The 21,277-nt window shown below is 33.3% G+C and carries 20 protein-coding genes, 1 tRNA gene and 1 pseudogene; 7 read left to right on the forward strand and 15 right to left on the reverse strand.

Going from position 1 to position 21,277, the window contains the following annotated elements:
• Positions 1–43 precede the first annotated feature (43 nt).
• The 5 genes and pseudogenes from CAP47_RS10710 to CAP47_RS10730 all read left to right on the forward strand — a co-directional run bounded on the left by CAP47_RS10710 (position 44) and on the right by CAP47_RS10730 (position 4,498).
• Positions 44–577: an AAA family ATPase gene (locus CAP47_RS10710; protein WP_100776627.1), complete on the forward strand. Its 534-nt coding sequence runs from the start codon at positions 44–46 to the stop codon at positions 575–577.
• A complete protein-coding gene (locus CAP47_RS10715; protein ID WP_100776628.1) occupies positions 577–2,466 on the forward strand; it encodes an ATP-dependent DNA helicase RecQ in 1,890 nt (629 codons plus the stop codon). The genes CAP47_RS10710 and CAP47_RS10715 overlap by 1 nt, the downstream gene beginning before the upstream one ends.
• A complete protein-coding gene (gene fmt / locus CAP47_RS10720) occupies positions 2,463–3,413 on the forward strand; it encodes a methionyl-tRNA formyltransferase (protein ID WP_100776629.1) in 951 nt (316 codons plus the stop codon). Before CAP47_RS10715 ends, fmt begins: the two co-directional genes overlap by 4 nt.
• Positions 3,414–3,557: 144 nt before the next feature.
• Positions 3,558–3,848, forward strand: a pseudogene (locus CAP47_RS10725) (HU family DNA-binding protein); the annotation flags it as partial.
• A gap of 83 nt (positions 3,849–3,931) precedes the next feature.
• A complete protein-coding gene (locus tag CAP47_RS10730; protein ID WP_100776630.1) occupies positions 3,932–4,498 on the forward strand; it encodes a YqgE/AlgH family protein in 567 nt (188 codons plus the stop codon).
• Here the strand turns inward: CAP47_RS10730 and CAP47_RS10735 are convergent.
• Both CAP47_RS10735 and CAP47_RS10740 read right to left on the reverse strand, forming a co-directional pair.
• Positions 4,495–5,349, reverse strand: a complete 855-nt coding sequence (locus CAP47_RS10735) for an aminotransferase class IV (RefSeq protein WP_100776631.1) — start codon at positions 5,347–5,349, stop codon at positions 4,495–4,497. The genes CAP47_RS10730 and CAP47_RS10735 overlap by 4 nt on opposite strands.
• Before the next feature lie 6 nt (positions 5,350–5,355).
• The gene (locus tag CAP47_RS10740; protein ID WP_093239389.1) at positions 5,356–5,748 is read right to left on the reverse strand and encodes an START-like domain-containing protein; all 393 of its coding nucleotides are present in this window, start codon (positions 5,746–5,748) and stop codon (positions 5,356–5,358) included.
• Positions 5,749–5,876: 128 nt separating this feature from the next.
• On the opposite strand from CAP47_RS10740, the gene CAP47_RS10745 reads away from it, so the two are divergent.
• Positions 5,877–5,950: transfer RNA gene (locus CAP47_RS10745), tRNA-Met, on the forward strand.
• A 62-nt stretch (positions 5,951–6,012) separates the two neighbouring features.
• Here the strand turns inward: CAP47_RS10745 and CAP47_RS10750 are convergent.
• From CAP47_RS10750 to CAP47_RS10795, 10 genes are all read right to left on the reverse strand, one after another.
• Complete coding sequence (locus tag CAP47_RS10750) at positions 6,013–6,198, reverse strand: CsbD family protein (RefSeq protein ID WP_100776632.1); 186 nt, start codon at positions 6,196–6,198, stop codon at positions 6,013–6,015.
• Positions 6,199–6,301: 103 nt separating this feature from the next.
• Positions 6,302–7,045, reverse strand: a complete 744-nt coding sequence (locus CAP47_RS10755) for a succinate dehydrogenase/fumarate reductase iron-sulfur subunit (protein ID WP_100776714.1) — start codon at positions 7,043–7,045, stop codon at positions 6,302–6,304.
• A gap of 7 nt (positions 7,046–7,052) precedes the next feature.
• On the reverse strand, positions 7,053–8,975 hold the full coding sequence (locus tag CAP47_RS10760) for a fumarate reductase/succinate dehydrogenase flavoprotein subunit (RefSeq protein WP_100776633.1): 1,923 nt from the start codon (positions 8,973–8,975) through the stop codon (positions 7,053–7,055).
• Between the two features lie 2 nt (positions 8,976–8,977).
• Positions 8,978–9,634 (reverse strand): succinate dehydrogenase cytochrome b subunit, encoded by a 657-nt coding sequence (locus tag CAP47_RS10765; RefSeq protein ID WP_100776715.1) that lies wholly within the window; start codon positions 9,632–9,634, stop codon positions 8,978–8,980.
• A 250-nt stretch (positions 9,635–9,884) separates the two neighbouring features.
• The gene (gene hisS, locus CAP47_RS10770) at positions 9,885–11,255 is read right to left on the reverse strand and encodes a histidine--tRNA ligase (protein WP_100776634.1); all 1,371 of its coding nucleotides are present in this window, start codon (positions 11,253–11,255) and stop codon (positions 9,885–9,887) included.
• Between the two features lie 9 nt (positions 11,256–11,264).
• Positions 11,265–11,738: a DUF6495 family protein gene (locus tag CAP47_RS10775; RefSeq protein WP_100776635.1), complete on the reverse strand. Its 474-nt coding sequence runs from the start codon at positions 11,736–11,738 to the stop codon at positions 11,265–11,267.
• Between the two features lie 66 nt (positions 11,739–11,804).
• A complete protein-coding gene (gene rplI, locus CAP47_RS10780; protein ID WP_100776636.1) occupies positions 11,805–12,254 on the reverse strand; it encodes a 50S ribosomal protein L9 in 450 nt (149 codons plus the stop codon).
• Positions 12,255–12,266: 12 nt separating this feature from the next.
• A complete protein-coding gene (rpsR, locus tag CAP47_RS10785) occupies positions 12,267–12,563 on the reverse strand; it encodes a 30S ribosomal protein S18 (protein WP_093239401.1) in 297 nt (98 codons plus the stop codon).
• Between the two features lie 3 nt (positions 12,564–12,566).
• Positions 12,567–12,905 (reverse strand): 30S ribosomal protein S6, encoded by a 339-nt coding sequence (gene rpsF, locus CAP47_RS10790; protein WP_100776637.1) that lies wholly within the window; start codon positions 12,903–12,905, stop codon positions 12,567–12,569.
• A 47-nt stretch (positions 12,906–12,952) separates the two neighbouring features.
• Complete coding sequence (locus CAP47_RS10795) at positions 12,953–14,125, reverse strand: hypothetical protein (protein ID WP_093239407.1); 1,173 nt, start codon at positions 14,123–14,125, stop codon at positions 12,953–12,955.
• A 136-nt stretch (positions 14,126–14,261) separates the two neighbouring features.
• Here CAP47_RS10795 and CAP47_RS10800 point away from each other — a divergent pair, with 136 nt between their 5' ends.
• Positions 14,262–16,484 (forward strand): TonB-dependent receptor family protein, encoded by a 2,223-nt coding sequence (locus CAP47_RS10800; RefSeq protein WP_093239409.1) that lies wholly within the window; start codon positions 14,262–14,264, stop codon positions 16,482–16,484.
• A gap of 68 nt (positions 16,485–16,552) precedes the next feature.
• Here CAP47_RS10800 and pyrF read toward each other — a convergent pair whose 3' ends face one another.
• The 3 genes from pyrF to CAP47_RS10815 all read right to left on the reverse strand — a co-directional run bounded on the left by pyrF (position 16,553) and on the right by CAP47_RS10815 (position 21,175).
• A complete protein-coding gene (pyrF, locus tag CAP47_RS10805; RefSeq protein ID WP_093239412.1) occupies positions 16,553–17,365 on the reverse strand; it encodes an orotidine-5'-phosphate decarboxylase in 813 nt (270 codons plus the stop codon).
• 9 nt (positions 17,366–17,374) lie between these two features.
• Positions 17,375–18,451, reverse strand: coding sequence for a peptide chain release factor 1 (prfA, locus tag CAP47_RS10810; RefSeq protein WP_093239414.1), 1,077 nt, complete (start codon positions 18,449–18,451; stop codon positions 17,375–17,377).
• A 180-nt stretch (positions 18,452–18,631) separates the two neighbouring features.
• On the reverse strand, positions 18,632–21,175 hold the full coding sequence (locus CAP47_RS10815) for an adenosylcobalamin-dependent ribonucleoside-diphosphate reductase (protein WP_093239417.1): 2,544 nt from the start codon (positions 21,173–21,175) through the stop codon (positions 18,632–18,634).
• Positions 21,176–21,277: the final 102 nt, after the last annotated feature.

The raw sequence follows: 21,277 nt of genomic DNA on the forward strand, positions 1-21,277 counted from the left end.
TATTAAGTAAAACAATAACTGAAATGAACATTAAAAACCACTTATGGGGAGTGAAAAAATAGTATTAATTGGTGGACCAAGCACTGGAAAATCATCTATCATTGAAAGTTTGACACGTCAGAAATATCAATGTATGCCAGAAATTTCACGCGAAGTGACACGAAGAGCTAAAGAAGATGGTATCGATCAGCTTTTTTTAACAGACTCTCTGAAGTTCAGTGAGTTGCTATTAAAAGGGAGAATTAATCAGTTTAAGGCCGCAAATGCGTTGAGCAGTAAATATGTTTTTATAGATAGAGGGATTCCCGATGTCACTGCCTACATGGATTATTTTGGTCAAGAATATCCTGAATATTTTAGTGAAGCAAATAAAAATTTTATTTATGATAAAATTTTTATCTTGCCTATTTGGGATGATATTTACACAACAGATGGTGAACGTTTTGAAGAAATTGATTTGGCAAAAGGATTACAGAAAGCCCTTCAAAACACTTATGAATCGCTTGGTTATGATTTAATTGAAGTCCCAAAAACAGATATCAACAGACGTATAGATTTTATTTTAGCGCATTTATAATGACTGATGTTCAGCAAATTCTTCAAAAATATTGGGGTTTTGATCACTTTTTGGATAGTCAAGAAGATGTTATCAAAAGTGTTTTAAATCAAGAAGATTGCTGTGCAATATTACCAACTGGAGGTGGAAAATCTATCTGCTTTCAAGTTCCTGCAATCGCTATAGATGGTATTTGTTTAGTTGTCTCTCCTTTATTAGCCTTGATGGAAGATCAAGTACAGAATCTTAAATCTAAAGGTATTAAAGCGGATTACATCAAAAGTAGTATGTCTTTGAAAGATATACATCAGTTGCTTGATAATTGTGTTTATGGTCGATATAAACTTTTATATTTATCACCAGAGCGCCTTCAAAATAAAGAAATTTTAGAGCATTTAATCAAGCTACCTATTTCTTTTGTCGCCATTGATGAAGCGCATTCAATTTCACAATGGGGACACGATTTTAGACCCGCTTATCGCCAAATTCGAATTTTAAAAGACTATTTACCAAATCTGACTTTTTTGGCATTAACTGCAACGGCTACACCTGAAGTCCTGAAAGACATCAAAGAGAATTTAGTTTTAGAAAAACCTAAAACTTATCAACGTAGTTTTAAAAAACCAAATCTCAATTTCGGATTTTTCAAGGTTTCTGATAAACTTGCCGCCATTGCTAAATACCTCAAATCGCATTCAGATGACAGCGGTATTATTTATGTAAGGAAAAGACAATCTAGCCATGATATTTCTGCTTATCTCAATAAAATCGGTTTTCAATCAGAAGCTTATCATGCTGGAATATCAACTCGATTAAAAGAGAAAATTCTTAAAAACTGGATTGCCAACAAAACTAAAATTATTGTCGCCACAACTGCATTTGGAATGGGGATTGACAAACCCGATGTCAGATTTGTTTTGCATTATCATCCGCCAGAAAGCATAGAAAGCCTCTATCAAGAAGCCGGTAGAGCTGGCAGAGATCGAAAGCCTGCTGATGCATTTCTTTTTTACAATAAAAATGATATCTTTATTTTAAGATCTTATATTTCAAATCAAATTCCTGATTTCTCTTTTATAAAAACACTTTATAAAAATTTAAATCAATTTTTTGGAGTCGCTTATGGCGAAGGTCAAAATGAAGTTTTTGATTTTAATTTCAGTGAGTTTTGTAAACACAATCATTTCAACTTTAATCAAACCTATGCTGGACTACAAGTTTTGGACAATTTAGGTGTGATTCGTTTAAGCAAAAATTTTAAGGAGAAAATCAGAATTACTTTTATTGTTTCAAGTGCTCACCTGATTAATTTTTTAGATAAAAATATCAATTATCAAAATGTTGTCAACAGCATTTTAAGAACTTATGGCGGACTTTATGAACAAGAAATTAATATCAATCTAGATTTAATTAGTTACAAAACCGGTATTGCTAAACAAAATATCAAAAAGCTTTTAAGTGAATTGGAAAAGAAGGACATGATGACCTATGAAAATTTTAAGCATGATGTAAATGTTGAATTTCTTGTCCCTAAAGAAAATGATAGATCGATAAACCCACATAAAAAAAGTATCGAGTCACTCAAGAAAGCGAAAGTTAATCAGATTGAATCCGTCATTGACTTAATACTTAATCAAAAAGATTGCATCCAGAATCAAATTCTTAATTATTTTGGTGAAGCAACTTATAAAAACTGTGGCCATTGCCAGAATTGCTCAAATAATAAAGGTCAGAAATTAGACTTGAAGAAAGACGTTTACAAATATCTCCAGAATGTTGATTCTGCTTCTGTTGAAGAGTTATCAGCTCAATACAAAAATAAAGATCAAGCTGTTTTATCAAGTTTAAGAGAACTTCTTAAGCTAGAGAAAATCACAATAACAGCAGACAATAAATATAAAACAAAATGAAAAAATTAAAAATACTTTTTTTAGGAACGCCTGACTTTGCTGTTGAAACACTTTCAAAGCTTCATCAGCATTTTGAAATCGTAGGTGTTGTCACAGCTCCAGATAAACCTTCAGGGAGAGGTAAGAAGCTAAATCAATCTGCTGTAAAAAAACACGCGTTAGAGAAGAATTTAGAAGTCTTACAGCCATCAAATCTTAAGTCTGATGAATTTCAGCAAGATCTCATACGTTTAAATCCCAACTTAGCAATTGTTGTTGCCTTTAGAATGCTTCCCAAAAAGGTATGGAGTTTCCCTGAGTTTGGAATATTCAACATTCACGCATCACTGCTACCAAACTATAGAGGAGCTGCTCCGATTAACTGGGCTGTAATAAATGGCGAAAGGGAAACAGGTGTCACAAGTTTTTATTTAGATGAAAAAATTGATACTGGAGCAATCATCGATTCACGTTCCGTAGAAATTGAGAAACATGAAACCGCTGGTAGCTTGCACGATAAACTGATGGTTTTAGGTGCTGATCTAGCAGTTGAAACTGCAAAAGCGATTTCTGAAGGTACCGCTGTAGCAAAAAAGCAAATTAAAAATTCAGATAATAAGGAAGCACCTAAATTAACTAAAGAAAATACACAAATCAATTGGAGTAATGATGCTGATCAAATTATGAATTTCGTCAATGGTTTAAATCCTTATCCTTTAGCCTGGGCATCACTTATTGAGGAAGGAAAAAAAGTTCAGGTAAAAATTGGACGTGTGGAAATCGAAAGTGAAATAGACCAAGAAGCTCTTGTTGGCGAACTCATTTTTGAAAAAAATAAATTCTTAGTCAAGTCAGGAAATAAATGGATCTCAATTAAAGAATTAAAATATCCAGGCAAGAAAATGTTGAAAATTCAAGATTTTCTTAACGGCTACAATCAGGCTAAAGCTGATAAAATGGAGCTTTGAGAAGCTTTTGAACGGTCTATAACCCAAAAAAAATGCTAAAATCAAAGAAATTTGCCCTAATCAATAGGATTTATAGCCAAAAGACTTGCATAATTAGAATTTACATATAAATTTGTAATGTATTAACAAAATTTTTATTCAACAAAATTCAATTTTTTAGTTATGAACAAAACAAATTTAATCGACGCAATGGCAGAAGATGCCGGAATCACAAAAGCTGATGCAAAAAAAGCTTTAGAGTCTTTCTTAGAAAATGTAGAAGGAGCTTTAAAGAAAGGTGACCGCGTTTCACTCGTAGGATTTGGATCATGGTCAGTATCAAAAAGAGCTGCACGTGAGGGAAGAAACCCACAGACTGGAAAAACAATCAAAATTGCAGCTAAAAACGTTGTTAAGTTTAAAGCAGGCTCAGACTTACAAAAATCAGTTAACTAAGATTTTTGATTCGTATAAGAAAAGGCCTTTTTAAAAGGTCTTTTTTTATTTAATACCAAAAATAACTAACCGATACGGATTATATGCCAAACCAAAATCAATTCACAAAAGGACAACTTTTAATAGCAGAACCATCTATTTTGAATGATAGAAGCTTTTCAAGATCTGTCATATTGATAACACATGTTGATCAAAGTGATGTCGTTGGTTTTATTCTTAACAAAAAATCAAATCATAATCTTAAGGAACTCATTCCAGATTTAAAAACAGACTTTCCCATACATAAAGGTGGACCTGTAGAAGAAGATAGTCTTTACTTTATACATACAATTCCAGAATTAATTCCTGATAGTTTAGAAATTAAAGACGGTATATTTTGGGGAGGGAATTTTGAAAATGTTGTACAACTTGTCAATGATGGAATTGTCAACAATGAAAATACTAAATTTTTCTTGGGCTATACTGGTTGGCTCAATGTTCAACTTCAAGATGAAATCAACAACAAAACATGGATTATTGATAACTTTAAACAAAAAAGTAATTTGTTTAAAGTTTCATTAGAAGGAGAATACTGGCAAGATAAATTGAAATCATTGGGTGGCGATTACCTTATATGGTCTAATGCACCAGGAAATCCTAGTAACAACTAAATCACTTTTTTCTCCGTCAATCGCAACTCAGCGTTAATTTTATTTACCAATTTTTTAGCAATGTCGTTTTTAAACTCCTTTTTGCGATAACGCGAAACACTTTGAATTCCCTGAATACTATTCGTCATAAAAAGTTCATCAGATTTTTGAATCTCAAATGGTGATATCGAACTTTCTTCTAAGGTCAATTCATCCATTTTGCTAATAATTTTAATCAATTCAGATCTTAATATACCTTTTAAACATCCATCAGACAATGGCGGTGTCTTAACAAGATTACCTTTTATCAAAAACAAATTAGCATTGGTAAATTCAATAACAGATTTTTTTTCATTTAATAAAATACAATTATCTAAATCATTTTCATCTGCATATATTGATCCCAAAATCGAAGGTAATTTTGATGTCGTTTTTAAATTAGATAACATCCCAGATAATACAAAATGATCTTTAAAAAGATCAACTTCGCATTTTATATCATGGTGTTTGTAAAAAGGAGAATCAAGCTCAGAGCAAGTGATAACGAAATCTATTTCTCGTGTATCTGGCTTATACAAACCGCCATCTTTACGAAAAACTAAAATTTTAACACGTGCGGGTTTATGCTCAAGTTCATTGGCTTTTAAAGTCAATTTAATCTGATTCAATAAATACTCTGGAGAGAAAGATTGAGGAATCTCCATTCTTAAAATCCGCATGGAAGACATCAATCTAAAATAGTGTGACTCCCAAAACATTTCTTGTCCATGTATGACACGCATGCTTTCAAATAAAGCATCGCCATAATTTAAGCCTCGATTGTTAACTGAAAAATCAGGTTTATCAGTTAGGTTTCCGTTTAAGTTGACCATAAAAAATTAAGCTGAACCTAGAACTTGTTTTAATTCAGAAATCATATTTTCCCAAAGCATCTTACCTTCTTCTACTTCATCATCTTCAGCGTAGTCTGTAATCATCAATGAAACATCTTTTGTAATTTCATCAACTTGAATACGCATCTCGAAAAAATAACTTTCATCGTCTTCTTCATCAGCTAACCATCTGAGTTTTATTTTTTCATCAGATTTCTTGGTTAAAAGTTTAGCTTGCTCTTCACTACCTTCCCAGATAAATGTATAAACTTCGCCTCTAGAGTTCACATTATCAGCAAACCATTCGCTTAATCCTGAAGGTGTGGAAATATATTGATATAACAAATTTGGAGAAACTTGTATTGGAAATTCGAGTTCGTATTTTGTCTTTTCACTCATGATTATATATTCTAATTAGAAAAGCAATATATGTATTTATTAGGTAAGAATAAAAAAATAATTTTTAAATTTCATTTAAAAGAAACTTGCAGCAGCGAAAATTAATTTTATCTTTGCAAACCGAAAATGGCGAGGTAGCTCAGTCGGTTAGAGCGTCGGATTCATAACCCGGAGGTCGGCAGTTCGATTCTGCTCCTCGCTACACAAAAAAAGGCTTTCGAATAAATTCGAAAGCCTTTTTTATTTTAAATATAAATCTAGGAATTACATATCCTTGATTTCTTTCTCAAGCTCTTCTTTGGTTTTTCCAGTTTTTTCTTGAAGACGTCCTAATAATTCATCTTTTTTACCATCTGCATACTTTAAATCATCATCAGTCAAATCTCCATATTTCTGTTTCAATTTTCCTTTAGCTTGATTCCACTTTCCTTTAAATTCTTGCTCGTTCATCGTTTTTTTGTTTTATGATTATATCCTAAAATTACGATTATTATATGTTAAGTCATCACAAGATAAAGTTATATAATGTTATAAAAATGATAATAATTGAATTTTATTTTTTCAATTTTGCTTTATTATATTCAAAATTCATTTTAGCAATATTTAAAACTGAAATATCTTGAGGACATTCAATTTGACAAGCTTCTGTATTTGTACAATGACCAAAATCTAATTCCTCCATCCTATTGACCATATCGACAGTTCGTTTTGCGCTTTCTTTTTTTCCGTGCGGTAAGTGTGTGAATTGGGAGATCTTAGCTGAAGTAAACAAAGCTGCACTTGCATTTTTACAAGTAGCTACACAAGCACCACAACCTATACAAGCAGCAGAATCAAAAGCAGCCTCTGCCTCGTTATGTGTTACGGGAATACTGTTTGCCTCTGGCGCTTGACCAGTATTGACTGAAACGTAACCACCAGCTGCAATGATATCATCAAAGCCTGTACGGTCAACTTTTAAATCACGAATAACAGGAAAAGCTTTTGCTTTAAATGGTTCTATATAAATGGTATCACCATCTTTAAATGAACGCATATGTAGCTGACAAGTAGTTGTGTTTTTTAACGGGCCGTGAGCAATACCATTAATCATAACGCCGCATTGTCCACAAATTCCTTCTCGACAATCATGATCAAATTCTACTGGTCTTTCTCCACTTTTAGCCAACTTTAAATTAAGCATGTCCAACATTTCCAAAAAAGACATTTCAGCACTGACGTTGTCAAGGGTATGATCTTCTAATTGCCCTTTAGTGTCTTTATTTTTTTGACGCCATATTTTTAAATATATTTTCATAGCTGACTTATTTATAATTTCGTTGAGTCGGTTTAACGTACTCAAATTTTAAAGGTTCTTTGTTTAAAATAGGTTCCGAAGCTTGACCGCTCCACTCCCATGCTGCAGAGTAAGAATATTCAGCATCATTACGCATTGCTTCGCCTTCTTCTGTTTGAAATTCTTCTCTAAAATGTGCTCCGCAAGATTCTTCTCTTCGCAAAGCATCAATACACATCAACTCTGCTAATTCAAAATAATCGCTAACTCTTCCTGCCTTTTCAAGTTCACTATTTATATCTTCGACATCGCCAGGAACAAGTAAATTTTCATGAAATTCCTCTCTCAAGTTCTGAATATCTGTGATTGCTTTTTTCAACCCCTCTTCTGATCGTGATAAACCACATTTATCATAAAGTATTTTTCCAAGTTCTCTATGAAATTCTTCAGCTGTCTTGTTGCCCTTTAAATTGACAAATTTTTCAAGTTGAGATTTAACCTGTTTTTCTGCTTCATCAAAGGCTGGATGATTCACATCTGTTTTAGCAACTTGAATTTCATCAGCCAAATAATTTTGAAGTGTATAAGGCGCAATATAATATCCATCAACACAAGCTTGTAATAATGAATTTGCCCCCAATCTGTTAGCGCCGTGATCAGAGAAATTAGCCTCACCGATTGCAAAAAGCCCAGGCGTTGTTGTCATCAAATCATAATCGACCCAAAGTCCACCCATTGAAAAGTGCGCAGAAGGCGAGATTTTCATCGGTTCCTTGTAAGCATTAATTCCTGTAATTTTTTCGTACATGGTAAATAAGTTTCCATAACGCTCTTCAATTACATCTTGACCATATTCTTTAATGGCATGAGAAAAATCTAAATAAACTGCATTCTTTAAAGCGCCAATACCTTTACCGGCATCAATTTGCTCTTTTGCTGATCTCGATGCAATATCTCGTGGTGCTAAATTTCCAAAAGCAGGATATTTCCTTTCTAAATAATAATCTCTTTCTTCTTCAGGAATATCCTTAGGTTTTCTCGTTTCGTTTTTATCTTGAGGCACCCAAATACGACCATCGTTTCTTAATGACTCAGACATCAACGTCAGTTTTGATTGATACTCTCCGCTTTGCGGTAAGCTTGTTGGGTGAATTTGTGTCCAACTTGGATTAGCCATCAAAGCTCCTTTTTTATGAGCACGCCAAATTGCTGAAGCATTACAACCCATGGCAAGTGTTGATAAATAGTATATTTTACCAAAACCACCAGTAGCTAATATGACAGCATGAGCTCCGTGACGTTCAATTTCACCAGTATCTAAATTTCTAGCAATAATTCCTTTTGCTTTTCCATCGATAGTGACTAAATCTAGCATTTCATGTCTTGCATAAAGTTTGACTTGGCCAGTTTCTTTTTGACGCATTAAAGCCTGATAAGAACCTAAAAGCAACTGCTGACCTGTTTGTCCACGTGCATAAAAAGTTCTGGAAACTTGAACACCTCCAAAAGATCGGTTTCTCAGGTAGCCACTATATTCTCGTCCAAAAGGAACACCTTGAGCAACAGCTTGATCGATAAGACTTGCTGAACATTCGGCCAACCTATATGTATTTGCTTCTCGTGATCTAAAGTCTCCACCTTTTAAAGTATCATAGAACATTCTGAAAACGCTATCACCATCATTTTTGTAATTTTTCATTGCATTAACACCACCTTGAGCAGCAACAGAATGTGCTCGGCGTGGAGAATCTTGAAAACAAAAACTTTTGACTTTGTATCCCATTTCAGCTAAAGACGCTGCTGCTGAAGCACCTGCTAAACCAGTTCCGACAACAATTACTTCAAGCTTTTTACGGTTATTAGGGTTTACTAATTTCGCTTTTGCTTTATAATTGCTCCATTTATCTTTTAGATCTCCTTCAGGAATATTTGCGTGAATTTCTTTAATCATAATTATAATTTTAAAAAGATATAGAAAGGAATAATGAGATAACCAAATGTCATCACTACTGCGAAACCTATTCCTATAGATTTCACAATTTTACTGTAGTAAGGATGGTATAAACCAACACTTCGGAATGCACTAAAAAAACCATGTAGCAAGTGAAAGCCTAAAGCCAAAATAGCCACAGCGTAAAGAATGACATACCATAATTCTTGAAAAGACACAACGACTAATGAGTATAAATCTTTATTCCCATTAATGTCAGCTTCTATGCTTCCAAACTTATAGGGATACCAAAAATCTTTAAAATGAATCACAAGAAAAGCGAAAACAATTGTTCCCAAAAGCATCATTTGTCTTGAATACCATTTACTAGCTCTGTTTCTTTTGTCCTTGACATAAGTTTCACCAGAAGCTTTTTTTGCTTTTATACTTAAATAAATTGCATCAATTGTATGCAGTAAAATACTCGCATACAAAACGTACGAAACAATCTTAATCAAGATATTTCCCGACAAGAAATGACTGTAAAGATTGTACTGAAGTTGCGCTTCTTCTTTTGGTAGTAATAATTGAAGATTACCTAGCAAATGAATGATCAAGAAAAAGCAGAGAAAAAGACCTGTTAAAGCCATCAGGTTTTTTCGCGTTATCGCATTGTTAATAAACCACACATGAATAGATTTAGAATGAACTTCTAAGTTACGCCTTTATTTTATGAAGCTCAATCATAAAGCTGAATTTAGAATGATTTTAAAACAGCATCATAATAATTAAATCAAACTAAAAACACATTCAATATGTTGATTTTCAACTACTTATGTTTAATAAAAACAAAAGAGCTGATTTTATAAAATCAGCTCTTTTATGAGAAATCTCATAGATGCAATCATTAAAAAATAATCACATTATTTGTTAGGCAAATTTCTTCAGAATAGTTTCTAAATCCACTAATTCTTGCTCGCCTGTTTCTAGATTTTTAAGATTAAAAGCTTCTTTTTCAATTTCGGATTCTCCAGCAATCACTGCGTATTTAATACCGCGTTTATCAGCATACTGCATTTGTTTTTTAAATTTGGTATCATCAGGATAAAGCTCAGCTTTGATATCTTTTTGACGAAGTTTATTTATTGCTTTCATCGCATATTTAGACTCCTCAAAACCAAAATTCACAAAAAGAATTTGAGTTGAATCGGTTACAGTTTCAGGGAATAAATTCAATTCTTCTAAAACAAGATAAATACGGTCAAGTCCAAAAGAGATTCCGACGCCACTCATATTTTTTAAACCAAAAATACCAGTTAAATCATCATAGCGACCGCCACCGCCAATTGAACCAATTTTGACATTTTCAGGTGCTGATATTTCAAAAATTGCACCTGTGTAATAGTTTAAACCGCGCGCCAAAGTGACATCTAAATCTAAAGTTGCAGATTTAAATTCATAATCTTCTAAAGCTTGATGAACAAAAGTCAATTCTTCAACACCTTCTAAACCTATTGTTGACGTTGAAAGAATATCTTTTAATTGATCGATCTTTTCTTTAAAATTACCAGAGAAATTAAAAATTGGCTGAATTTTAGAAATCGCTTCTTCTGCTATTCCTTTTTCAAGCATTTCTTTTTTAACACCTTCCTCTCCAATTTTATCAAGCTTATCTAGTGCAACTGTAAAATCTATTAATTTATCTTGTTCGCCAATCACTTCAGCAAAACCTGATAGAATTTTACGGTTGTTTAATTTAATGGTAATACCGTTCAGTTGAAGTGCATGAAAAACCTGATCGTATAACATCACAAATTCAACTTCTTGCCATAAACTATCACTTCCAATAACATCAGCATCGCACTGCACAAATTCTCTAAAACGTCCTTTTTGCGGGCGGTCTGCTCTCCAAACTGGCTGAACTTGGTAGCGCTTAAATGGAAAAACCAACTCATGTTGATGCTGTACGACATATCGCGCAAAAGGAACTGTTAAATCATATTTTAACGCCTTTTCTGCAATTTGAGAAGACACAGCATTTGAATCTTTAGCTTGTAAATGCTGCTCGTTAGATTTTTCCAGAAAATCACCAGAATTTAAGATTTTAAAAATCAAACGATCTCCTTCTTCTCCGTACTTACCAAGTAATGTTGAAGATTTCTCAAAGCTTGGCGTTTCGATAGGTTGAAAACCAAAGTTTTTGAAATGAGATTTAATTGTTTGAATAATATATTCTCGTCTAGAGACCTCAACAGGAGAAAAGTCTCGAGTTCCTTTAGGAATTGATGGTTTTTGAGCCATGGTTAAAATTTAATTAACAACAATTTTTTCAAAGTAAGTATATAAATCGCCTTTGGTAATGTGCGCTCCTTTTTGGATCAATGCAAAAATATCTGTGTTGCGCTCTTCTGCAATTGGCTTTGTTGATGTGTAGATATTGACATCATCATTATTCAAGTTTTTACGCAACCATTGGTACCCGTCGGTTGTTGTAATATCGACAGCAGGATTTTCAATTTTGATTGCAATCAAATCAATATCTGCATCTTTAAAGTGAAAAAGAAATAATTGCTGAGGAGAAAAATGTTCGAGATAATTGACTTTATTCAAAACGCCTTCCCAAACTAGATCGCTAAAAACATCGAGTTCTTGCTCGACTATGCCGGGCTGATCTTTCTTAATTTTTTCCCACTCATCAACAGTAATTTGCTGAGTTGCCAAGAAGTTAATAAACTCTTGATGCATTTCTTCAAACTGCTCTCGTGTAAGTCTTTCGTATTTCATAATTAGCAAAAATAAAAAAAGATCGACAGTAAATTGCCGATCTTTCAAATGTTATTCAGTTATTGATTAAGCTTCGCCAACCACGTCGAATGTAATTTCGATAATTACCTCGCGATGGAAACGCAACTTAGCTGTGTACTGACCCAATCTTTTGATGTTACCACCAAAGATTGAAATATATTTCTTATCAATTTCAACATCATTTTTAGCAAGTTTCGCGCTTAAATCAGCAGTTGTAATACTACCAAAAAGTTTGTCACCAGCTCCAGCTTTCGCTGTGATCTCGATTGATACTTCTTTTGCTTTCTCAGCTAATTGTTTAGCTTCAGCAACAGCTTTCTCTTCTTTGTGAGCACGTTGTCTTAAGTTTTCTGCTAAAACTTTTTTCGCAGAAGGTGTTGCTAAAATTGCAGAACCTTGAGGAATCAAAAAGTTTCTTCCGTAACCGTTTTTTACAGTTACTAGATCATCAGCAAAACCTAAGTTATCTACATCTTTTTTTAATATAATTTCCATAGTTTTTGCTTTTTATTTTAATAAATCACCAACGTAAGGCATTAAAGCTAAGTGTCTAGCTCTTTTAATTGCTTGAGATACTTTTCTTTGGTATTTCAAAGAAGTTCCTGTTAAACGTCTTGGTAAAATTTTCCCTTGAGGGTTAACAAACTCCATTAAAAAATCTGGATTTTTGTAATCTACATACTTAATTCCAGCTCTTTTAAAACGGCAGTAACGTTTTTTTGCAGTCGTCTCAATATCTAATGGCGTTAAATATCTGATTTCGCCATCGTTCTTTCCTTTCGATTGTTCTTCAATACTAGCCATTTCTTAAGGTTTTGATTTTACACGTTTGATTCTTTCTTTAGCCCAATCGATAGCGTGTTTGTCTAACTTTACAGTCAAGAAACGCATCATACGCTCGTCTCTTCTAAACATCACTTCTAAAGGATCAATTGCAGAACCTTCTACTTCATACTCGAATAAATGGTAAAAACCACTTTTTTTGTGCTGGATTGGGTAAGCTAATTTTTTTAAGCCCCAATTTTCTTTGTTTACGATCTCGGCACCCTTAGAAGTCAAAAAATCTTCGTACTTCTGAACTGTCTCCTTTATCTGATCTTCAGATAAAACGGGATTCAAGATGAAAACAGTTTCATAATGATTCATATTATACATTTTAATTAATGGCTGCAAAAATAATCTTTTTCTTTTAATTAGAACTGTTTTTTCAAAATTGTTTTAATTTTCGTCTTCACATCTTGAACTGCATCAAGCAACATTCTTTCATTAGATGGAAAGTTTACAAAACCTTTTTGAATTAAAAGCTGTTCTTTAGGTGTTAAGACTTTTGGATCACCTTTAAATTGAGCAAAGTTATTTTCAAAAACAAATAAACTTTCAAAATCTCGACTTGTAATTTGTTCATTTTTATAAAGATCGACAAATCTCACTTTTGCTCTTACCTGCACTTCTTTAGATTGTCTCGTTTCTAGGAACAAACCTTTAGCAACACTTATGATTTCTTCTTTAATCTTATTCCCGTTTTCATCCAAAACATAATTACCACGTCTATCTTTTTTATACTCCCAACCTTCGATAATTTCTCTTTCTAAAGGAATTTCTCGCTCTTGTAGTCTTTCAGGTGAAAAATTAAAATCAGTAAATTCAACAATTACTTTCTGGTCATAATCCAATTGCTCATTTGGATTATTGTGATAAACTGTCCAAAAATCATCGAGATGATAAGTTTCTAAATTTAATATTTCTCTTTGAAAATTCTTAGGAAGTAGAAGGTCCGTTTGATTAACTGAACTGATCCATACATAAGAAACACCGTTTTGATAAGCGATGTTTTGCATTTCTTTCAGCTGTTTGTAATGAGGATTTAGACCTTCAACTCTTTTCAAAAGCTGATAAGCTTTTCTGTAACTTTGACGATTATTTTGGTCGATCAAATCAAGCGCTTCACTAAATAATTGATCAGTTAAATTCCTTTTTGAATCGATAATTTCATCTGAGTAATCATTCAATTTGAAATTTAGAGCTTTATTTTTTGAAGATTTTAAAGGAAGTAAAGGTCGAATTTGATCTTGATAATATTTTATTTCTCTGTAAGATTCATAAAGATCTTGTGCGTTATTTTTTTGAGAATCACTTTCTAAAAAGGCAATATCTCTGTGTTTTTTATCTCTATATTTTTGAAAAGCATTAAATAACAAATCTGCATAAGCTTTAGACTTATCAGAGTTTTTATCTTTCTTGATTTTAGAAATCGCATCCAGCATAGCAGTTTTGTAATTTCCACTATTAATATCTTTTTGCGTGCTTTTTAATGTTGTACAACTCATTAAAATGATAAAAAAAGAGCTTATAAATATAGTTTTCATTAGATGTAAATTTATAAGCAAATTAACAAAATAAAATTTTAACAATTGTTGTTTAAATTAAATCTAAATAAATTTTTTTGATTTAAAAATTACACTTATATTTGCGCTTAATTTTAAATAAATCTAAGTAAAAGTTATGCGTAAATTAATGTTGAGTTTATTAGGTTTCTTAGTTGTAAGCTTTGCTTATAGCCAAGACCTAGCACCTGAAAAGGATAGTATTAATCAGCTTGAAGGCGTGACGATTGTTGCTAATAAATTACTAGGCAGCAAGTTTGAGGCCAAGAACAGAACAGGTTCTGCATTTTTTATTTCAAGCAAAGAAATACAAAAATTTAATTACATTGATGTTAATAATCTACTCGGTCAAGTACCAGGTGTTAACATCTACCAAGAAGAGGGTTTTGGTTTACGGCCAAATATTAGTTTAAGAGGAACATCACCAGAGAGATCGAGTAAAATAACCTTGATGGAAGATGGTGTTTTAATTGCACCAGCTCCTTATAGCGCCCCTGCAGCATATTATTTCCCTACGATTTCCAGAATGCAAAATGTAGAAATTTTGAAAGGTAGTAGTCAGATTCAATATGGCCCATTTACAACTGGTGGAGCTGTTAACTTTGTTTCAACAGAAATTCCTGATCAATTTAATCTTAACATGAGAGCGCAGTATGGCTCTTATGACACAAGTAATTTTTATACTAACATCGGTAATTCTCACGATAACTTCGCTTATATGCTAGAGTATAATAATTCTCAATCAGATGGATTTAAAAAATTAGATAATAGATCTGAAACAGGGTTTGATATTAATGACTTTGTTGGAAAGTTGAGAGTTAACACGAATTCTGACGCTAAAGTATATCAATCATTAGAATTTAAATTTCAATACTCCGACGAATTATCTAACGAGACTTACCTAGGCTTAACTCAAAATGACTATAATAAAACTCCTTTTAGAAGATATGCTGGTTCGCAAAAAGACAATATGGATAATGAGCACACTCAATTTATGTTAACTCATACAGCAAAATTTACAAATTTCTTAAGACTGACAACAACTGCCTATCGAAACAATTTTAAAAGAAATTGGTATAAATTAGACAAAGTTAAATTTAACGATAATTCTGTCAAGATCAGTAAACTTCTTTCTAACCCAAACCAATACCCTGATCACTTTTCAATCATAAATGGCTCACAATCAATCAATGAAGGAGCTTTAATCATTAAAAATAATAATCGTGAATACTATAGTCAAGGTATTCAGACAAAATTTGATTATCATTTTTACACTGGAGACATTTATCATGACGTTGAAATTGGTTTAAGGTATCATCAAGACGAAATAGATCGTTTTCAATGGGTTGATGATTATAATATGATTAACGGAAATATGAATTTGGTGTATGCTGGTGTGCCTGGCACTGAATCCAATCGAATTCAAGATGCAGAAGCTCTTGCTAGTTACGTTTTCTATAAATTAAAATTAGGTGATTTAACTTTAAATCCTGGTATTCGATATGAGACAATAAAACTTACCAGATCAAATTATGGCAAAGATGATGTTGACAGAACTGGAATTGACTTGAGCTACAGAGAGAACACTTACAACGAATTTATACCAGGTTTAGGAGCTAATTATAAATTTAATAATCAATTGTCTGTATTCGGTGGAGTTCATAAAGGGTTTGCACCTGGAGGCTCGTCTCCTGGGGAAGAAGCTGAGCAAAGTATTAATTACGAAATTGGTACTCGCTTTAATTACAAAGGTCTTAGTGGAGAAGTTGTTGGATTCTTTAATGATTATAGTAATTTGCTAGGAAGCGACTTAAATGCAACAGGTGGTACGGGAAGCCTTGAGCAATTTAATGCTGGTGAGGTTAATGTTGCTGGCGTTGAATTTCTTCTTGGCTACAATCTTTTATCTTCAAGTAAAAGTATAGATTTACCTATCAATTTTGCTTACACATATACTGATACAGAATTTCAAAATAATTTCGAAAGTGGAATTGGCACTTGGGGTGAAGTTTTTGAAGGAGATGAAATGCCTTATATTTCAAAGCATCAATTCAATTTAGGAGCTAGCCTAATAGCACAGAGGTTTCAAATAAATACAAATCTTAGATATAGAGGTGAATTTAGAACTCAGGCTGGTTCTGGGTCAATTTCTAATAATGAAAAAGTTGGTAGCAATTTAGTGGTTGATCTTTCTGGAGAATATCAATTAACTGATAATTTCAGTTTGACTGCTAACATCATAAATTTATTGGATAATGAATATGAAGTAGCGCGAGTCCCTGCTGGTTTGCGTCCTGGTCATCCATTTGGAATTTATGGCGGGTTTAAATTTAATCTATAAAAAGTTTTAATTTCCATAAAACACAAAAGGCTTCATGTGAAGCCTTTTGTGTTTTAAAAACTATTACATTAAAAATATTTTTCCATTTTTTGCTGCATGGCTTTAGCCTCATTTCTAGCAGCCTCTGCAAAATCAGTACCTGAAGATTTGTAAATGATGCCTCGTGAAGAGTTTATAAGAAGGCCATAATTATCAGACATACCATATTTGCATACCTCATCAAGATTTCCGCCTTGTGCACCTACTCCTGGGACAAGTAAAAATGATTTTGGCAAATGCTTTCTGATAATTTTTAGATATTCTGGTTTAGTTGCACCGACGACATACATCAAACGCTCTGAGTTATTCCAAGTTTTAGATTTTTGCATGATTTTTTCAAAAAGATAAGTGTCATTTTCAATCTTGCTCAATTGAAAATCTTCTGAACCTTGATTAGAAGTTAAACCTAACATAATCACGTGTTTTTCTGGAAATTCTAAGAATGGCTCTACAGAGTCTTTCCCCATGTAGGGAGCAACCGTCACCGAATCAAAACCCAAATCTTCAAAAAAAGCCTTTGCATACATTCTAGATGTATTTCCGATATCACCACGTTTAGCATCAGCAATTGTAAAAATATTGGGATAGTTTTCTTGTAGAAAAGAAATTGTTTTTTCTAATGATTTCCAACCTTTTAAACCATAAGCTTCATAAAAAGCTAAGTTGGGTTTATAAGCAACAGCAAAATCAGCTGTCGCTTTGATAATCTCTTTATTAAACTCAAAAATAGGGTCATCAAGTTTTAATAAATGTTGTGGAATTTTTTCTAAATCAACATCTAAACCAACGCACAGCATTGATTTTTTTAATTTGATTTGCTGTACAAGATTTTCGGTTGTCATTCTAATAAATTATAGAGAATCAGAAATATTTTTTAGCTTTTCAGTATTATCAACAAGTTTTAGCTCTTCAATAATTTTGTCTATATCTCCGTTTATAATGCTGTCAAGGTTATATAAAGTCAAATTAATACGGTGATCCGTGACTCGACCTTGAGGATAATTGTAAGTTCTAATTTTCGCACTTCTGTCACCACTTGTCACCATGCTTCCTCGCTTTTCAGCATCTTCAGCTTGCTTCTTAGCTAGCTCCATTTCATAAAGTCGTGAACGCAAAACTTTAAAAGCTTTCTCTTTATTTTTATGTTGAGATTTTTGATCTTGACATTGCGCGACAAGGCCTGTCGGTTCATGCGTTAAACGAACAGCAGAATAAGTTGTATTAACCGATTGTCCACCTGGCCCTGATGAACAGAAATAATCAATACGGACATCTTTGGCTTCAATTTCAACATCAAATTCTTCAGCTTCAGGAAACACCATCACAGTTGCAGCACTTGTATGCACACGACCTTGTGTTTCAGTTTGTGGAACACGCTGAACTCGATGCACACCAGCCTCATACTTTAAAGTACCGTAAACATCTTCTCCCGAAACTTCAAATTGAATTTCTTTAAAGCCACCGTTTGTTCCTTCGTTATAATCAACTGTGCTCACTTTCCATCCTTTATTTTGAGAATAACGCGTAAGCATATTATAAATATCACCTGCAAAAATACTCGCTTCATCTCCACCTGCTCCAGCTCTAACTTCAACAACAGCATTTTTGGCATCTTCAGGATCTTTAGGAATCATCATCATTCTGATTTTCTCCTCAAGTTCTGGCAATTCTGACTCAGCATCTTCAAGTTGCATTTTAGCCATTTCAACCATTTCGGCATCACCTCCATCGGCAATAATTTCTTTGGCTTCAGCAATATTATCAGTTAGCTCAATATACTTATCACGTTCCGTCATGATGTCCTTCAGGTCCTTATATTCTTTTGATAAGCCAACATATCGCTTTTGATCAGAAATAATATCTGGTTGAATAATCAGGTCATTCACTTCGTCGAAGCGTTGTTTGATAATGTTTAATTTGTCTAACATAAATACTTTAATTGTGCTGCAAAAATAAGATAATTTATGAATTGATATCGGCTTGCAGAAAGATAACTGACAGAAAAACAAAAACTGCCTTAAAAGTCAATCATCACTAATCTTTTATTTAAAAAGAAAACAATGATTTTCGACTTTTAAGACAGTTAATAACTTATTGAGCACTATTATTTATCCACATTTAGAAGAACCGCAGTCCTTACAAGTTAGGCAACCTTCTTGATAAACCACTTTGTCCGAATTACAATTTTGACAACGGCCTTTTGCCTCAGTTCCATCTTCAACATAACGTTTTAAAGCACGAACAACACCGTTTTTCCATGTATTAATCGACTGACTGTCAAGCTGTAAACTATTAATCAAATCAACAATTTTATCGATAGGCATACCATAGCGTAGTGTACTTGAAATCAGTTTAGCATAATTCCAATACTCAGGATCAAACTTATGTGATAAACCTTCAATTGTTGTTTTATAACCGCGTTTATTTTCATATTGGAAATCATATCGAGAGCTTCCATCATCGTTTCTTGCTTTGATGACTAAACCATTGCTCACCCAACGCGGTAAAACAATACCATCTTCATCATCAGCCAAACCTGTAAAAATCTCATAAGGTTTGTCATTAATTGTACCAACGACAGCTATCCATTTTTCTTTATTATTTTGAAAACGAACAATTTCGGCAGTCAACACTTCAGGACGTATCGTCGGGAATGTTGTTAAAGATTCTGATTCCTCTTCTTTTTCTTCATTAGAAATCAAAACGCCAGAGCGTGAGCCATCACGATAAACTGTGACACCTTTACAACCTGACTGCCAAGCCTCAAGATATAATTGCCCAACTAATTCCTCAGAAACATCATTCGGGAGGTTGATTGTCACACTTATCGAGTGATCAACCCACTTTTGAACAGCACCTTGCATATGCACTTTACTCATCCAATCCACATCATTTGATGTTGCTTTATAATACGGTGATTCTTTAACGAGAACATCTAATTCTTCTTGTGAGTAATTTTTTTCTGTATCATGACCTTTAATTTTCATCCACTCTTTAAATCTATGATGAAAAACAACATATTCTTCCCAAGAATCGCCAACCTCATCTACAAAATCAACACGTGTATTTTTATCATTCGGGTTGACTTTACGTCTTCTTTTATAAACCGGAAGAAACACAGGCTCAATACCAGAAGTTGTTTGCGTCATCAAACTCGTTGTTCCTGTTGGTGCAATCGTTAACAAAGCGATATTACGTCGACCATATTCCATCATTTCGTAATAAAGCTGCTCATCAGCTTCTTTTAATCGCTGAATAAATGGGTTATTTTCTTCGCGTTTAGAATCGTATATTTTAAAAGCACCTCGCTCTTTTGCTGTATAAACAGAACCTCTATAAGCTGCGATTGCTAATGTTTTATGGACTTCAACTGAAAAATCATTCCCTTTTTTTGAACCATATTGAATTCCTAATGATGCTAACATATCACCTTCAGCAGTAATTCCAATTCCTGTTCGGCGACCTTCTTCAGCTTTCTTTCTGATATTCATCCATAGATTGCGTTCAGTTCCTTTAATTTCAGAAGATTCAGGATCACTTTCTATCTTTTCAATAATCGCATCAATTTTTTCTAATTCTAAATCGATGATATCATCCATGATGCGCTGCGCATAAGCCACATGTTTTTTGAAAAGTTCAAAATTAAACTCGGCTTCATCAGTAAAAGGATTTTCTACATAAGAAAACAAATTAATCGCTAAAAGTCGACAAGAATCATATGGACATAAAGGAATTTCTCCACAAGGATTTGTTGAGACAGTTTCGTAACCTAGATCTGCATAACAATCAGGAATAGATTCATTGATAATAGTATCCCAAAATAAAATTCCTGGTTCTGCTGATTTCCATGCATTATGAACGATTTTACTCCACAAACCAGTCGCATCAATTTCATGTGAAACTTTTGGAGATTCACTAAAAACAGGATATTTCTGTGTGTATGACTTTTGATCACGAACAGCTTTCATAAAATCATCATCCATTCTGACAGATACATTTGCACCAGTTACTTTACCTTGATCCATTTTAGCATCGATAAAATCTTCAGCATCTGGATGATTAACTGAAACAGAAAGCATTAAGGCACCACGACGCCCATCTTGCGCAACTTCTCGCGTTGAATTTGAGTAACGCTCCATGAAAGGAACAACGCCAGTTGACGTTAAAGCAGAGTTTTTGACATCGCTGCCTTTAGGGCGAATATGTGATAAATCGTGGCCAACACCACCGCGGCGTTTCATCAATTGAACCTGTTCTTGGTCAATTTTCATAATACCACCGTAAGAGTCAGACTTACTTCCATTTCCAATCACAAAACAATTGGAAAGCGAAGCGATTTGGTAAGGATTTCCAATCCCTGCCATCGGACTTCCTTGAGGTACGATATATTTAAAACCTTTAATCAAATCGAAAACCTCATCTTCTGTCATTGCGTTAGGATATTTTTGTTCAACTCTTGCAATTTCAGATGCAATACGTCGGTGCATATCATCTGGCGTTAATTCAAAAATATTTCCTTCAGAATCTTTTAAGGCGTATTTATTAACCCAAACTCGGGCTGCTAAATCATCACCTTTAAAATACTTTAAGGAAGCTTCATAAGCTTCGTCTTGCGTGTAACTTTTTTTGACAGAATGTGCTTCAACTTTCATAAGGCTTTGTTTTAAAATGAATTAAGAATATTTTCCTTTTTTAAGGCACACAAACTTAATAAATTTTAAAAAATAAACACTCTAAAAAATAAAAGTTAACAG

The sequence above is a fragment of the Psychroflexus sp. S27 genome (genome assembly GCF_002810405.1).
Lineage (GTDB): Bacteria > Bacteroidota > Bacteroidia > Flavobacteriales > Flavobacteriaceae > Psychroflexus > Psychroflexus halocasei_A.